We start from the raw sequence: 14274 nt of genomic DNA on the forward strand, positions 1-14274 counted from the left end.
GCTGTTGCCGCTTATGAGCGCGCGCGGATGATGCCGCGCATCGCGGCGTCGGCGACCGCCGCCGGCGTGATGCCGAATTCGCGGTAGAGCGCCTCCGCCGGCGCCGACGCTCCGAAGCTCGTCATGCCGACGAACTCGCCGTCGTCGCCGAGCCAGCGCGCCCAGTCGCCCTCGATCGCAGCCTCGACGCCAACCCGCGGCGCGGTGCCCAGCACCTCGGCGCGGTAATCGGCGCCCTGCTTGCGGAACAGTTCGAAACACGGGGCTGAGACCACGGCCGCGTGCACGCCCTCAGCGGCGAGCAGCCTGGCTGCGCCCAGCGCGATAGCGACTTCGGAACCGGTTGCGATCAACGTAACGTCGCGCACCGCTTCGGGCTCGACGGCGACATAGGCGCCGCGCGCGACGCGGTTCTCGCTGGTGGCATCGCCGCGGAATGCCGGCAGCGCCTGTCGCGACAGGCACAGCACGGAGGGCTGCGTCTCGGCGCGCAGCGCGCAGTCCCAGGCTTCCGCGGTCTCGACCGCATCCGCCGGGCGAAACACCAAGAGGTTGGGAATGGCACGCAACGCGGCCAGATGCTCGACCGGCTGATGCGTCGGCCCGTCCTCGCCGAGCCCGATCGAGTCATGCGTCATCACATGGATGACGCGCAGGCCCATCAGCGCCGCGAGCCGGATCGCCGGGCGGCTGTAATCGGCGAACGCCAGGAAGGTGCCGCCATAGGGGATGAAACCGCCGTGCAGCGCGATGCCGTTCATCGCAGCCGCCATCGCGTGCTCGCGCACCCCATAATGGACGTAGTTGCCATCCATCGCATCGGGCATGACGGGCGTCTGCGTCTTCGCTCGTGTCAGGTTCGAGTGGGTGAGGTCGGCGGAGCCGCCAAGCAGGTTTGGCAGCACCTGCGCGATCGCATCGATCACGCGTTGCGACGCCTGGCGCGTTGCGATTGCCGGCCGCTCCTCCGCGAGCTGCGCGACCAGCGCCGCCATCGCCGCGGCATAGGCCGCAGGCAGTTTCCGGTTCAGCGCATCATGGCAGGCCGACCGGCCATTGCCGCTGAGGCGCCGCGAACGCTCGATCCAGGCCTGGCGCGCAACCTGACCGCGCGCGCCGATGGCACGCCAGCCGGCAAGAATTTGGGGAGGAATCTCGAATGGCTGGTACGGCCAATCGAGCGCTGCGCGCGTCTTCTCGATCTCCTCCGCACCCAGCGGCGCGCCATGCGCCTTTTCCGAGCCCTGCCGTCCCGGCGAGCCGAAGCCGATGGTGGTGCGGCAGGCGATCAGGCTCGGGCCGTGGCTGGTGCGCGCCGCCGCAATCGCCGCTTCGACGGCCGCGGGATCATGCCCGTCGATCCGGCATGTGGCCCAGCCGGACGCCGCAAAGCGCGCGAGCTGATCGTCCGAGCAGCAGAGCTGCGTGCTGCCGTCGATCGAGATGCCGTTATCGTCGAACAACACGATCAGGCGATTGAGCTTGAGGTGGCCAGCGAGCGAGATCGCCTCGTGGCTGATGCCTTCCATCAGGCAGCCATCGCCTGATATCACGTAGGTGTAGTGATCGACGAGATCATCGCCATAGCGCGCATTCATCATGCGCTCGGCCAGCGCCATGCCGACAGCGGTCGCAAGCCCCTGGCCGAGCGGTCCTGTCGTGGTCTCGACACCCGGTGTGTGGCCGTATTCCGGATGGCCCGGCGTCTTCGATCCCCATTGCCGGAAAGACTTGAGCTGATCGAGCGTGACGGCCTCGTAGCCGGTCAGATGCAACAGCGCATACAGCAGCATCGAGCCGTGGCCGGCCGACAGCACGAAGCGGTCGCGATCCGGCCAACTGGGATCTGCGGGATCGAATTTCAGGAAGCGCGAGAATAGCACGGTGGCGACATCGGCCATGCCCATCGGCATGCCCGGATGACCCGATTTGGCCTTCTCCACCGCGTCGATGGCGAGGAAACGCACGGCATTGGCCAGCTCGGCATGGCTGGGAGCAGTGTTCGGAGCCACGGTTTGCAGGGCAATTGCAGTCATAGCGTGCGCCTCTTTCGTTCCATCAATTGCAGGATCAGCGGGGTGAGGATGAGCTGCATCGCGAGATCGAGCTTGGCGCCATGGATCACGATGGAATTGGCACGTGACATGAAGCTCTGCGGGATCATGGAGAGCAGATAGGGGAAGTCGATGCCGCGCGGGTTCTTCATGCGGATCACGACCATCGATTCGTCCGGCGTCGGGATCCAGCGCGCGATGAATGGGTTCGAGGTATCGACCGTCGGCACGCGCTGGAAGTTGATGTCGGTCTCGGTGAATTGCGGGCAGATGTAATGAATGTAGTCCGGCATCCGCCGCAGGATGGTGTCGGTCACCGCCTCGGTCGAATAGCCGCGCGAGGCGCGGTCACGATGCAGCTTCTGGATCCATTCGAGGTTGATGACGGGCACGACGCCGATCTTCAGGTCGGCATGCTTGGCGATGTTGACCTTGTCTGTGACGACGGCGCCGTGCAGCCCCTCGTAGAACAGCAGATCGGAGTCCTCCGGCAGCCGCGTCCATTCGGTGAAGGTGCCGGGGCGTCCGCCATAGAGCTGCGCCTCCTCCTCGTCATGCACATAGTGGCGCGTCATGCCGGTGCCGGTTTCGGCATAGTCGCGGAACGTCTTCTCCAATTCCTCGAACAGATTGGTGTCGGGGCTGAAATGGCTGAAATGCTTGTTGCCGCGCTCCTGCTCCTCGACCATCTTGCGGCGCATCTCCTCGCGGTCGTAGCGATGAAACGCGTCGCCTTCGATATAGGCGGCATTGACGTTCTCGCGGCGGAAGATGTTCTCGAAGGTCTTCTTCACCGAGGTGGTGCCGGCGCCCGAGGAGCCGGTGATGGATATGATGGGATGGCGGCGCGACATGTGATCTCTCCCCGGGATCTGCTCTCGATCTCGCTCAAAGGAACAGGCCGCGGCGCGCGAACAGCGGCGCGTCGCCGCTTTCGTACAGCGGCTCGATGCCCTCGCTCAGCATGTCGACGTCGCGCACGGCGCGCGCATCGCCCATGATTAAGGGCGCGCGCTGGTGGGGCGTGCGGGCCGACAGTTCGAGGGTGCGCGAGCGGCCGTTGGAGGCGGCGCCGCCGGCCCATTCCATGATCAGCGCCATCGGGTGCGCCTCATAGACCAGCCGCAGCCGTCCCTCGCGATAGCCGGGGCGCGCATCGGCCGGATAGAGAAAGACGCCGCCGCGCATCAGGATGCGATAGGCCTCCGCGACCAGCGAAGCGATCCAGCGCATGTTGAAGTCGCAGCCGCGCGGACCGGCAGCCCCCATCAGGCATTCGTCGATGTAGTTGCGCACCGCCCCGTTCCAGTGGCGGCGGTTGGAGGCGTTGATGGCGAATTCTGCTGTATCCGGCGGGATGCGCAGACCGCGCTGGACCAGCATGAACTCGCCGCTCGCCGGATGCAGCACAAACAGGTCGACGCGGCGGTCGAGCGCGAGCACGAGGCAGGTCTGCGGGCCATAGATGAAGAAGCCGGCCGCACGCTGCGCGGTGCCAGGCTCGAAGAAGCTGGAGATGACGTCGCGCGCGCGCGGCCGGATCGAGAAGATGGTGCCGACCGAGATGTTGTTCTGCAGATTGGCCGAGCCGTCGAGCGGGTCGAGGGCGACGCAGAACGGCGCGGTTGCATCGACGATTTCGGGCCCCCTGCCCTCCTCTGACAGTAAACCTGCGACCGGCACCATCTGCAGCGCCCGGCGCATCATCTCGTCGGCGACGAGATCGAGCTCCTTCTGCACATCGCCGTCGCCATTCATGCTGCCGGCCTCTCCCATCGCGCTGCCGAGCGGACCTGCGGCGATGACGCCGGCGAGGCTGCGTGCTGCGCCCGCAAGCGCCGCGACGATCGCGGCACAGGCCGCGCCGGACTCCTGCGCTTGCGGCGACGCCGCGAGATGGGCATGCAATGTCGGGCGTTGATCCAGACGCTGATCCAAACGCTGATCCATGTGCCGCTCCCTTCGTCGCCCTGTTCGGCAGGACTTGACGCTGCGGCATCCGACCGGCGCCGCTTCCCCCTTGCGCCTATCAACGCGCGAATTGCTCAATTAGTGAAATTTGTTTATCTTTGGATCAGCCAAAGTTTTGCTTATGAGAGGAACACCCCGATGGCGCGGCACTTTTCGCGCGACCTGACCATCCGCCAGCTCCGCGCGCTCGCTGCCGTTCAGCAGGCGGGATCGGTGACGTCGGCGGCCGGCCGCCTGCATCTGACCCAGCCCGCGGTGACGCTGCAGATCCGCAACCTGCAGGAGCTGGCCGGGCTGCCGCTGATTCAGCGCACCGGCGACGGCATGGTCCTGACCGATGCCGGCCGCAGCGTGCTGGCGCTGACCGAGCGCGTCGAGGCGGCGCTGCTCGATTGCGAGCAGACGCTCGACATGATCGCCGGCCGGAGCGGCGGCCGGGTCTCGATCGGGGCGGTCTCGACCGCGAAATATTTCGTGCCCTTCGCAATCGCCGCCTTCTCGCGGCGCTTTCCCAAGATCGACGTGTCCTTGCGTATCGGCAACCGCGAGGATATCCGCGAGGCGCTGCGCGGCTATGATCTTGACATCGCCATCATGGGCCGGCCGCCGGAGGATCTGCAGGTCGAGATGCGGCTGCTTGGCAAGCATCCGCATGTCATCATCGCCGCGTCAGACCATCCGCTGGCGGCGCGCAGGAAGCCGGTCGCCCTGGCCGAGCTGGCTGGCGAAGTCTTCATCACCCGCGAGGTCGGCTCCGGCACGCGCATGCTGATGCAGGGCTTCTTCCAGAAGAACGATCTGCAGCCCACGATCGGCATGGAAATGGACAGCAACGAGACCATCAAGCAGGCCGTGATCGCCGGCCTCGGCATCGCCTTCATCTCGCAGCATACGGTCTCGCACGAGCTTGCCGATCGCCGCCTGGTCGCGCTCAAGGTGCCAGGGCTGCCCCTGATCCGGCAGTGGCACGCGATCCGGCGCGCCGACAAGGTGCTGCTGCCACCAGCGGAGGCGATGCTCGATTTTCTCGGCAAGGAAGGCGCGCGGTATCTGCCGGGTTGACGCGTGCTATCATGTCGGCAGAACCTCAACGCAGCGGCAACCTCATGCCGCGTGCAGGGAATGACCTGATCGCATGAAGCTCTTCATCATTGGTGTCGGCTACACCGCCGGCCGCCTGATCGCCACACAGCGCTCCGCCTTCGACAGCATCTCGGGCACGGTGCGCAGCGCCGAGAAGCGCGCGCAGCTTGGCGCGCTGGATATCGATCTGTTCGATGGTGGCGCAGCCTTGTCCGAGACGCTGGCTAGGGCGGCGACTGCGGAGGTCATCCTGATCTCCGCGCCGCCCGGCCCCGCTGGAGACGACGTGCTCGGCGCCTTTGCAGCGACCATCGCTGGCGGCGCTGCCCGGCGCGTGATCTACCTCTCCACGATCGGCGTCTATGGCGACCACGGCGGCGCGTGGATCGACGAGGACACTGCGCCGCAGCCGGAGCTCGATCGCACGGCCTCGCGGCTTGCGGTCGAGCGGCGCTGGCGCGAGCTGCTTGGTGACCGGCTCGCCGTGTTGCGGCTGGCCGGCATCTATGGTCCCGGCCGCAATGCCCTCGTGGAGCTGCGGCGTGGCCGCGCCCGGCGCATCGTCAAACGCGGGCAGGTGTTCAACCGCATCCATGCCGACGATATCGCCCGCGCGATCATGGGCGCGATCGTGCGCGAGCACGGCGGCCTCTGGAACATCTGCGACGACGAGCCGGCGCCGCCGCAGGACGTGATCGCCTATGCCGCCGACCTGATGGGCATGGCGCCACCGCCCGAGCAACCGTTCGAGAGCGCCGAGCTGTCGCCGATGGCGCGGAGCTTTTATGCGAGCAACCGGCGGGTCAGGAACATCAGGATGAAGCAAGAGCTCGGCGTCGCGCTGGCCTATCCGACCTATCGCGCCGGCCTCGATGCGCTGTGGAGGGCGGGTGAGGGAAGGGAGTGAGAGAGAGGAAATTGCGGCTCGCGACACTAGCCCAGCTCGAAGTGCGCCCCTCTCGCCGTTCTTACGGGGTGAGGCAGACGCACGATCAGTGTGAATAGTTAAATCTGTACCCCCTCACCCGGATTGCGTCTTTCGATGCAATCCAACCTCTCCCCGCAAGCGGGCCGAGGTTGAAGAGAGCCGCAGTGACAGCGATGCTTCCCGATGGACGGCTCCGTGAGAAAGTGCTCCCGGCCACATCCTGTCATATTCGACCGTGCTTTTAGGGACAGCGAGTGCACCGCCGATTTGGCGTCCGCCTACTCCCAGGACCAGCTCGAGAAATCGTTCTCGAACTGCGGCACGTCCTTCCACAGGCCCTTCAGCTTCTTGCTCGCGATGGTGATGTATTGCGGCTGGTAGAGGAAGCCGGCCGCAGCATCGGTCGCCAGCATGCGCTGGGCATCGCCGAGCAGCTTGGCGCGCTCGGCTTGATCTGGCGTGGCGACGATTTTTTGATAGAGCTTGTCGAACGCGTCGGAATGATAGCCGAAATAATAGTTGGGCTCGGTGAACTTCACTAGGTCGAACGGCTCGACATGCGCGACGATGGTGAGGTCGAAATTGTGGGGGCCATTGAAGACCTGCGACAGCCACGCCGCCCATTCCAGATTCTCGATCTTGGCGATGATGCCGACCTTGGCGAGCTCGGCGGCGAGCACCTCGCCGCCCTGCCGCGCGTAAGCCGGCGGCGGCAGCTTGAGGCTGAGCTCGAGCGGCGTGGTGACGCCGGCCTCTGTGAGCAGCTTCTTCGCCTTCTCCGGATCGTAGGGGTTGATATCGGTGGTGTCGACATAACCGAGCGAGCCCGGCACGTAGAAGCTGCCGATCGGCGTACCCAGACCGTCGGCGGCGCCCTCGATCATCGCCTTGCGATCGATCGCGGCCAGGATGGCGCGGCGGACGCGAACGTCGTCGAGCGGCTTCTTCTTGTTGTTGATGGTGACGATGGCCTTCGCCTTGGAGCCGCCGATCAGCACGGTGAAACGCGGGTCGGCCTTGAACTGCGCCAGGCTCCGCCCGGCCGAGACGCGGGGAAACGCGTCGACGTCACCGGACAGCAATGCTGCGACCTGTGCCGAGGGATCGGAGATGAAGCGGATCGTTACTTTGGAAAGCTTGATTGCGGCGGCGTTGCGATAATCAGGCCACTTGTTCAGCGTGATCGACGAGCCCTTGGCCCAAGCCCCCAAAGTGTAGGGCCCGGTGCCGATCGGCTGCGTCGCGTCCGTGCTCGCACTCTTCGGCTCGATGATCGCGGCGCTCGCCTGACCCAGCAGGAACGGCAGGTTCGGCTCGGCATTCCTGAGCGCGATCACGACGGTCTCGGCATCGGGTGCGTCGACACGCTCGAAACTCTGAAACAACGCTTTGTCTTTGTTGGTGCTGGTCTGCGCCGCGGCGCGATCGAAGGAGAATTTCACCGCCGATGAATCGAACGGCTCGCCGTTCTGGAACTTGACACCCTTGACCAGCTTGAACGTGTAGGTCTTCAGATCGGGCGAAGCCTGCCAGCTCGCGGCCAGCAGCGGCGACACCGACGAGTCCTCGTTGATCTTGGTCAGCGTTTCATAGATGTTGTAGAGCGTCACCTCCGCGATCGCTGCGGCGGCCGCCGTGGTGGGATCGAGTCCCGGCGGCTCCAGCGTCATCGCCATGACGACGCTGTCCTTCTTGCTCTGCGCCTGCGCAGGCAGCGCTGTCGCGGCGAATGCCATTGCAACGGCGATGATCGATAGTCTCTTCAGCATGCTTCAACTCCCCCGGACTAATTATTGAGGTTACGCATCGCGCTGGTCCGGCACAAGGGCCGAGGCGGCCCCCGCAGCGACCGTCGGCAGCGTCATCACGGCTTCGGCCTTGTGGCAGGCGGCCAAATGGTTCGGACCGATCTCGCGCAACTGCGGCGCGACGTCGCGGCAATGCTGATCGGCCAGCGGACAGCGCGGCGCATAGGCGCAGCCGCGGCTCGCGGCCGACTGCGAGGCCGTGGCAAAGACCTCGCGGCGCCGCCTGACCGCGCCGGCCTGCGCGCGCGGCACGGCGTCCAGCAGCGCGCGCGTATAGGGATGAGCGCAGCGCGCGAACAGATCTTCCGGGCTGCCCTGCTCGACGATCCGGCCGAGATACATCACCGCGACCTCGTCGCAGAGGTAGTCCACCACGGCGAGATCATGGCTGATCAGGATGTAGCTCAGACCGAACTGCTCCTGCAGGTCCTGCAGTAGGTTCAGCACCTGCGCCTGCACCGACACGTCGAGCGCGCTGACCGGCTCGTCGGCGACGATCAGCTTCGGCTGCGTGATCAGCGCACGGGCGATGGCGATGCGCTGACGCTGACCGCCGGAGAACTCATGCGGATACTTGTCCATGTCAGCGTCGCGCAAACCGACCTGGCGCAGCACACCAGCGACGCGCTCGCGCAAAGTGGCGCGATCGAGCTTGCCGAGTGCGGTCAGCGGCTCGGCGACGATGCGCGCGATGGTCTGGCGCGGATCGAGCGAGCCATAGGGATCCTGGAACACCATCTGGAAGTCGCGGCGGGCGCGGCGCAGTTCATCGGGGCGCAACGCAGCGAGATCGCGTCCCGAGAGCAGCACGGAGCCGGAGGTCGGCCGCTCCAGCGCCATAACCTGCCGCGCGAAGGTCGACTTGCCCGAGCCGGACTCGCCGACCACCCCTAAGCTCCGCCCGGCCATCACCCGCACCGAAACACCATTGAGCGCCAGCACCTCTCCCGGCGCACGCAGCAGGCTTTCGCGCGGCAGCGCATAGCGCCGCACCAGATCGTTCACCTCGAGCAGTGGCACGTCGGGCATTTGCGTCATGCGCCGGCCTCCGCGACGGCGCCCGCCATCGAGACATCGGTGCGGATGCAGCGCACGCGATGACCGCCGCCGATATCGAACGCAGCCGGCAATGCTGCACGACAGCGCTCGATCACCAGGGGACAACGATCGGCAAAGGTGCAGCCGTCAGGTAGATCGGCCAATTCAGGCACGGTGCCGGCAATGGTCCTGAGCCGCGTGCCTTTCTTGGCGCCGAGCCGCGGCCGGGCGCGAAACAGGCCTTGCGTATAGGGATGACCCATGCGCGAGAACACCTGCTCGGTGGTGCCGCTCTCGACCACGGTGCCGCCATACATCACCATCATGCGGCGGACATTCTCGGCGATGACGCCGAGATCGTGGCTGATCAGGATCATCGCCATGCCGCGCTCCTCGACGAGATCAGCGATGAGGTCGAGGATCTGGCGCTGGATCGTGACGTCGAGCGCGGTGGTCGGCTCATCGGCGATCAGCACATCCGGCTGGCAGGCGAGCGCCATCGCGATGGTGACGCGCTGGCGCTGGCCGCCGGAGAACTGGTGCGGATAGGCATCGACGCGCCTCGCCGCATCCGGCAGGCCGACACGATCGAGCAGCGCGATCGCCTGCTCGCGGGCCTCAGCAGCCGAGAGCTTCTTGTGCCGGCGCAGCGGCTCGGCCACCTGGCGTCCGATCGTGTGCATCGGATTGAGCGCGGTCATCGGCTCCTGGAAGATCATGCTGATGCGGTTGCCGCGCAGCCGGCAATAATCGGGATCGGACAACCCGACGAGCTCGCCGCCGTCGAGCTTGACGCTGCCGCTGATGACGGCGCTGTCCGGCAATAGCCCCATCAATGCCAGCGCGGTGATCGACTTGCCGCAGCCGGACTCGCCGACCAGCCCGAGCGTCTCGCCGCGCCGGAGCGTAAAGGACACCTCCCGCACCGCTAGCGCTCGGCCGCGGCTGGTGTTGAGCGAGATGCCGAGACCCTCCACCGCGATCAGGGGCCTGTCGTTTGCGTGGCTCATGCTCAGCGCTCGCGTGAGAGTCTGGGATCGAGCAGGTCGCGCAATCCGTCGCCGAGCAGGTTGAGGCCGAGCACGGCGATCGCGATCGCCACACCCGGATAGACCGCGAGCATCGGCGACTGGAACAGCAGGCTCTGCGCGTCGTTCAGCATGCGCCCCCAGGACGGCGTCGGCGGCTGGGTGCCGAGCCCGAGATAGGACAATGCGGCTTCGGCGAGAATCGCGAGCGCAAACTGGATCGTCGCCTGCACGATCAGGACAGACATGATGTTCGGCAACACATGCTCGATGGTGATGCGAAAGCGGCCCTTGCCCGAGGCGCGCGCGGCGAGAACGAATTCGCGCGCCCAGATCGCGCCGGCCGAGCCACGGGTCACGCGCACGAACACCGGAATCTGGAAGATGCCGATCGCAGTGATCGACGTCACCATGCCCGGTCCGACCACCGCAGCCAGCATGATCGCCGACAGCACGGCGGGAAAGGCAAAGGTGAAATCGCTCATGCGCATGATGAGCTCTTCGGTCCAGCCGCGGCGTGCGGCCGCGAGCAGCCCAAGGCAGACACCGAACGACAGCCCGATGCCGACAGCGATGATGCCGACCAGGATGGTCGCGCGGGCGCCGACCAAGAGCAGCGAGACGATGTCGCGCCCGAGCACGTCGGTGCCGAGCCAATGCGACGCCGACGGCGGCTTCAGCTTGGCGGCGACGTCGAGGTCGTAGGCGGGCCATGGCGTCCAGACCAGCGAGAGCAGTGCGGCGAAGAGCACCGCAAGGCAGAGCACGCCGCCGAGCACGAAGCTGCGGTGGCGCAGCGCGCGGCGCCAGAAGCTGTTCGCGCCTACGGCTGCGGCCGGCGCCAGCGCGATCGTCGGGGATGAGCTCACAGGTCGTGCACCTTGATCCGCGGGTCGATATAGGCGTAGAGCACATCGACCACGAAGTTGACGACGACCACCATGCCTGCGAGCAGCATGACGCAGTTGCGCACCACGATCAGGTCGCGATTGGCGATCGACTGAAAGATCAGCCGGCCGAGCCCGGGCAGATAGAACACGTTCTCGATCACGATGGTGCCGGCCAGCAGATTGGCGAATTGCAGGCCCATCACGGTCATGACCGGGATCATGGCGTTGCGCAGCACGTGCTGCCAGAGCACCTCGCGCCGGCTTAGCCCCTTGGCGCGCGCGGTGCGCACGAAATCCTCGCGCAGCACCTCGAGCACCGCCGAGCGTGTCACCCGCGCCAGGATCGCAGCCTGCACCACCGCAAGCGAGATGGCCGGCAGCAGCAGCGATTTCAGGCCCGGCCAGATGCCATCGTCCCAGCCGGCAAAGCCGCCGGCGGATAGCCATTGCAGCTTCACCGCGAACAGCAGGATCAGCAGAATCGCGAACCAGAAATTCGGCAGCGCGATACCGATTTGGGTCAGCGACATCACACCGACATCGCCGAGCCTGTTGTGGTTGGCGGCGGTATAGATGCCGGCGGCGAGCGCCAGCACCACCGTGATCGCCGTCGACAGGATCGCGAGCGGGATCGTCAGCGACAGCCGCTCGGCGATCAGGCCTGCGACCGGCGTGCCGTAGGCATAGCTGTTGCCGAGATCGCCCACCAGCATGCCGCCGACCCAGTGGACGTAGCGCGTGAGCAGCGGCTGGTCGAGTCCGAGCTTGACGGTGAGCGCACGAACGGCGTCGGGCGAGGCATCCGCGCCCATCAGCATCTGCGCGGCATTGCCGGGCAAGGCATCCAGCACCAGAAAGATGACCAGCGACGCGCCGACCAGGGTGGCCAGCAGAGTGAGGAATCGCCGCAGGACGAACACGCTCATTCGGTGATCTCGGATCTCGCACTAATCCCCGGAACGATCCAACATGTCCCGCTGCCGGACGCAAGCCCCTCACACATCACGTCTATCCCGCGATCAGCCGGGCCGCCGGGCAAGCAGGTCGTGCGACGCCTCGAACAGCGCGCTCACCCGCAGGAGCTCCGCGTCCGCGCGAAAGCGACCGACCAGTTGAAGGCCGATCGGCAGTCCGTCACGACCAAATCCGCAAGGCAGGCTGATGGCGGGATGTCCGGTCATGTTGAACGGCATCGTCCAGGGAAACCAATGCGCCCGGACGCTGTCGAAGCGTTGTCCGTCGATGTCGATGGTGCCGAACAAGTCCTGGTCGATCGGCAGCGCGGTCCGCGTCAGGGTCGGCATCGCCAGCAGGTTGCCCCGCGCAAGGAGTGCCTGCACGCGCCGGAACAGCAACGTGCGCTCGAACATGGCCTGCTGGTAGTCCACTCCGCTGACCCTGGCAGCCAGCGCGAGCTGCCTGAGGAAGGCTTCGCTGAGAACATCGCCGTGCTCGGAGGCCAGCTTCTCGAAGCGCGCCCGCCAGACGGTATGATTGATGGCGCGCCAGATCGGCTCAATATCGAACCCGTCGCCGGAAAATTCCTCGAGCTCCGCGCCGAGACCGGTCAGTCGATCGAGAGCGGTCTTGAAGGCCTCCGCAACGTCCGCTGTGACCGGCCGCCCGGGCAGCGACAGACAGAACAGAATCTTCTGCCCGCGCAGATCGCCGCGGGGCGCAGCCGTAGCGACGAAGTCCGGCACTGGAACGCCGATCGACCAGGGGTCGGATGCATCCTCCCCCGCCATTGCCTGCATCATCAAAGCAGTGTCCGCGACCGTCCGGGTGGTGGGAGTCACATAGGTCTGGTTACCGAAGGCATCCTGCACCTGACTGTGGGGGATGACGCCATTGCTCTGCTTCAATCCAACGACGCCGTTGCATGCGGCGGGAATCCGCGTCGACCCGCCGCCATCGGTGGCAACCGCCAGCGGCGCGATACCGCTCGCCACCGCCACGGCCGCGCCGCCGCTGGAGCCGCCGCTGGAGCGCCGCGCATCCCACGCGTTGCGGGTCCGGCCGAACAGCGGCGAGTCGGTCAGGCACTTGCTGCCGAACTCCGGCGTCGTGGTCTTGCCGATCAGGATCGCGCCGTGTGCGCGCAGCCGGGCGACCGCCACGGCATCCTGATCGGGGATGTTGTCCGCGTAAGGCACCGCGCCAAAGGTGGTGCGAACGCCCTTGGTGTTGACGATGTCCTTCACCGTGAACGGAATGCCCTCCAGCATCCGAACCGGTTCGCCGCTCATCATCCTGCGTTCGGCATCCCGTGCCTGCGCCAAGGCGCTGTGGGCACAGATCGTGATGAAGCAATTGAGATCGCCCTGCAATCGTTCAGCCCGGGCGAGGACTGCGCCGACGATCTCGACCGGCGAGATCAGTTTGCGAGCGATGGACTCGCGCAGCTCGGCTGCGGAGCAGAAGCAGAGGTCGTCGCTCATCTTCAGATCAATCTCCGCAAGGGCCGTTCCGCGAAGGCGCATTGACAGCGAGAATGGCACCCATGTTAACTCGCCGTCCAATACGAATTCGAGCGCCAACCCATACATTTTCGGTATGCCCATGGACCTCCGTCGGCTTCCTTACTTCGTTGCCGTGGCCGAGGAGCGCAGTGTCGGCAAAGCCGCGGAGCGGCTGCGGATGGCACAGCCGCCGCTATCCCTGCAAATTCGAAAGCTGGAGTCCGAGATCGGCACGGCTCTGTTTCGCCGGGGCACCCGCGGCATGGATCTGACCGAAGCAGGTCAGGCACTGCTCTCGCGGGCGCGCGCAGCGCTTGCCCTTGCCGCCGAAGGCGCCGAGTCCGCGCGTGCCGTGGCAGCCGGACAGCGCGGACGGCTCTCCGTCGGATACATGTTCGTGCTGGCGAATGCGGTTCTGCCAAGGCTCGTCCCGGAGCTGCGCCGGACCCTCCCCAAAGCGGACCTCGAATTCGTGGAACTGAGCGCGTCGACCCGCGAGGCCCGGCTGCTCGATCGCACCGTGACGGTCGCCTTGTGCATGCCTGCAATCCGTCATCCGGACCTTCAAGTGGCGCAGATCGGCACACAGCCTCTCATGCTGGCCGTGCCGACCCGATCCCCCCTCGCCCGCCTCGCGGCCGTGCCGATGAGCAGGTTGCAGGGGCGACCCCTGGTTGCCTTGCCGAGGCCGGGCGAAGAGCCGGCATCCTCCGCGGTGGCGGCCCTGCTTCGGCGACATCGGGTCGACATGCCGATCGTCAGCCGGGTTGAGACCGTTCATTCGGCCATGAGTCTCGTCCTCGCCGGCGAGGGTCTCGCCATTCTTCCGGCCTGCGCAGCGCTCGGCGCGCCGCGCGGCATCGTCTTCAAGCCATTCCTCGACGCAGCCGATGCAATCGAGTTCGCGGTCTGTTGGCGGCGGGATTCTGACAGCCCGCTCGTTCAAAGCTTCCGCAAATGCGCCGAGAAAGTGGTGGTCCGGATGTGATGCGATGACGGACGGCAATGCCGC

12 protein-coding genes are annotated in these 14274 nt (G+C 66.2%); 3 read left to right on the plus strand and 9 right to left on the minus strand.

Features of this window, described 5'->3' with window-relative positions:
- Window positions 1–11: 11 nt before the first annotated feature.
- From tkt to P6U24_RS30860, 3 genes are read right to left on the minus strand one after another with little or no spacing between them, the layout of a single operon-like run.
- A complete protein-coding gene (tkt, locus tag P6U24_RS30850) occupies window positions 12–2036 on the minus strand; it encodes a transketolase (RefSeq protein ID WP_407156192.1) in 2025 nt (674 codons plus the stop codon).
- On the minus strand, window positions 2033–2908 hold the full coding sequence (locus P6U24_RS30855; protein ID WP_407156193.1) for a phosphoribulokinase: 876 nt from the start codon (window positions 2906–2908) through the stop codon (window positions 2033–2035). Before P6U24_RS30855 ends, tkt begins: the two co-directional genes overlap by 4 nt.
- Before the next feature lie 34 nt (window positions 2909–2942).
- A complete protein-coding gene (locus tag P6U24_RS30860) occupies window positions 2943–4004 on the minus strand; it encodes a class 1 fructose-bisphosphatase (protein ID WP_407156194.1) in 1062 nt (353 codons plus the stop codon).
- 159 nt (window positions 4005–4163) lie between these two features.
- Here P6U24_RS30860 and P6U24_RS30865 point away from each other — a divergent pair, with 159 nt between their 5' ends.
- Both P6U24_RS30865 and P6U24_RS30870 read left to right on the plus strand, forming a co-directional pair.
- Window positions 4164–5087, plus strand: coding sequence for a LysR family transcriptional regulator (locus P6U24_RS30865; protein WP_407156195.1), 924 nt, complete (start codon window positions 4164–4166; stop codon window positions 5085–5087).
- A gap of 73 nt (window positions 5088–5160) precedes the next feature.
- Window positions 5161–6015 (plus strand): NAD(P)-dependent oxidoreductase, encoded by an 855-nt coding sequence (locus P6U24_RS30870; protein WP_407156196.1) that lies wholly within the window; start codon window positions 5161–5163, stop codon window positions 6013–6015.
- Between the two features lie 299 nt (window positions 6016–6314).
- Here the strand turns inward: P6U24_RS30870 and P6U24_RS30875 are convergent, their stop codons facing one another.
- The 6 genes from P6U24_RS30875 to P6U24_RS30900 form a co-directional block, all read right to left on the minus strand.
- Window positions 6315–7805, minus strand: coding sequence for an ABC transporter substrate-binding protein (locus P6U24_RS30875; protein WP_407156197.1), 1491 nt, complete (start codon window positions 7803–7805; stop codon window positions 6315–6317).
- A gap of 30 nt (window positions 7806–7835) precedes the next feature.
- Window positions 7836–8873 (minus strand): ABC transporter ATP-binding protein, encoded by a 1038-nt coding sequence (locus tag P6U24_RS30880; protein WP_407160651.1) that lies wholly within the window; start codon window positions 8871–8873, stop codon window positions 7836–7838.
- 5 nt (window positions 8874–8878) lie between these two features.
- A complete protein-coding gene (locus P6U24_RS30885; RefSeq protein ID WP_407156198.1) occupies window positions 8879–9892 on the minus strand; it encodes an ABC transporter ATP-binding protein in 1014 nt (337 codons plus the stop codon).
- Window positions 9893–9894: 2 nt separating this feature from the next.
- Window positions 9895–10779 carry an ABC transporter permease gene (locus P6U24_RS30890; protein WP_407156199.1) on the minus strand — a complete coding sequence of 295 codons (885 nt, stop codon included), beginning with the start codon at window positions 10777–10779 and terminating at the stop codon, window positions 9895–9897.
- A complete protein-coding gene (locus P6U24_RS30895) occupies window positions 10776–11726 on the minus strand; it encodes an ABC transporter permease (RefSeq protein ID WP_407156200.1) in 951 nt (316 codons plus the stop codon). The genes P6U24_RS30890 and P6U24_RS30895 overlap by 4 nt, the downstream gene beginning before the upstream one ends.
- A 93-nt stretch (window positions 11727–11819) precedes the next feature.
- Window positions 11820–13241 carry an amidase gene (locus P6U24_RS30900; RefSeq protein WP_407156201.1) on the minus strand — a complete coding sequence of 474 codons (1422 nt, stop codon included), beginning with the start codon at window positions 13239–13241 and terminating at the stop codon, window positions 11820–11822.
- Between the two features lie 121 nt (window positions 13242–13362).
- Here P6U24_RS30900 and P6U24_RS30905 point away from each other — a divergent pair, with 121 nt between their 5' ends.
- On the plus strand, window positions 13363–14250 hold the full coding sequence (locus P6U24_RS30905) for a LysR family transcriptional regulator (protein WP_407160652.1): 888 nt from the start codon (window positions 13363–13365) through the stop codon (window positions 14248–14250).
- Window positions 14251–14274 lie beyond the last annotated feature (24 nt).

The sequence above is a fragment of the Bradyrhizobium sp. STM 3557 genome (assembly GCF_045571465.1).
Classification (GTDB): domain Bacteria; phylum Pseudomonadota; class Alphaproteobacteria; order Rhizobiales; family Xanthobacteraceae; genus Bradyrhizobium.

Excerpts from the sequence above, each read along its gene's own strand:
- P6U24_RS30860 (WP_407156194.1), bottom strand. The coding sequence starts at position 4,004 with ATGGATCAGCGTTTGGATCAGCGTCTGGATCAACGCCCGACATTGCAT.
- P6U24_RS30880 (WP_407160651.1), bottom strand. The coding sequence starts at position 8,873 with ATGCCCGACGTGCCACTGCTCGAGGTGAACGATCTGGTGCGGCGCTAT.
- P6U24_RS30905 (WP_407160652.1), top strand. The coding sequence starts at position 13,363 with ATGGACCTCCGTCGGCTTCCTTACTTCGTTGCCGTGGCCGAGGAGCGC.
- P6U24_RS30855 (WP_407156193.1), bottom strand. The coding sequence starts at position 2,908 with ATGTCGCGCCGCCATCCCATCATATCCATCACCGGCTCCTCGGGCGCC.
- P6U24_RS30895 (WP_407156200.1), bottom strand. The coding sequence starts at position 11,726 with ATGAGCGTGTTCGTCCTGCGGCGATTCCTCACTCTGCTGGCCACCCTG.
- tkt (WP_407156192.1), bottom strand. The coding sequence starts at position 2,036 with ATGACTGCAATTGCCCTGCAAACCGTGGCTCCGAACACTGCTCCCAGC.
- P6U24_RS30875 (WP_407156197.1), bottom strand. The coding sequence starts at position 7,805 with ATGCTGAAGAGACTATCGATCATCGCCGTTGCAATGGCATTCGCCGCG.
- P6U24_RS30885 (WP_407156198.1), bottom strand. The coding sequence starts at position 9,892 with ATGAGCCACGCAAACGACAGGCCCCTGATCGCGGTGGAGGGTCTCGGC.
- P6U24_RS30870 (WP_407156196.1), top strand. The coding sequence starts at position 5,161 with ATGAAGCTCTTCATCATTGGTGTCGGCTACACCGCCGGCCGCCTGATC.
- P6U24_RS30900 (WP_407156201.1), bottom strand. The coding sequence starts at position 13,241 with ATGAGCGACGACCTCTGCTTCTGCTCCGCAGCCGAGCTGCGCGAGTCC.
- P6U24_RS30865 (WP_407156195.1), top strand. The coding sequence starts at position 4,164 with ATGGCGCGGCACTTTTCGCGCGACCTGACCATCCGCCAGCTCCGCGCG.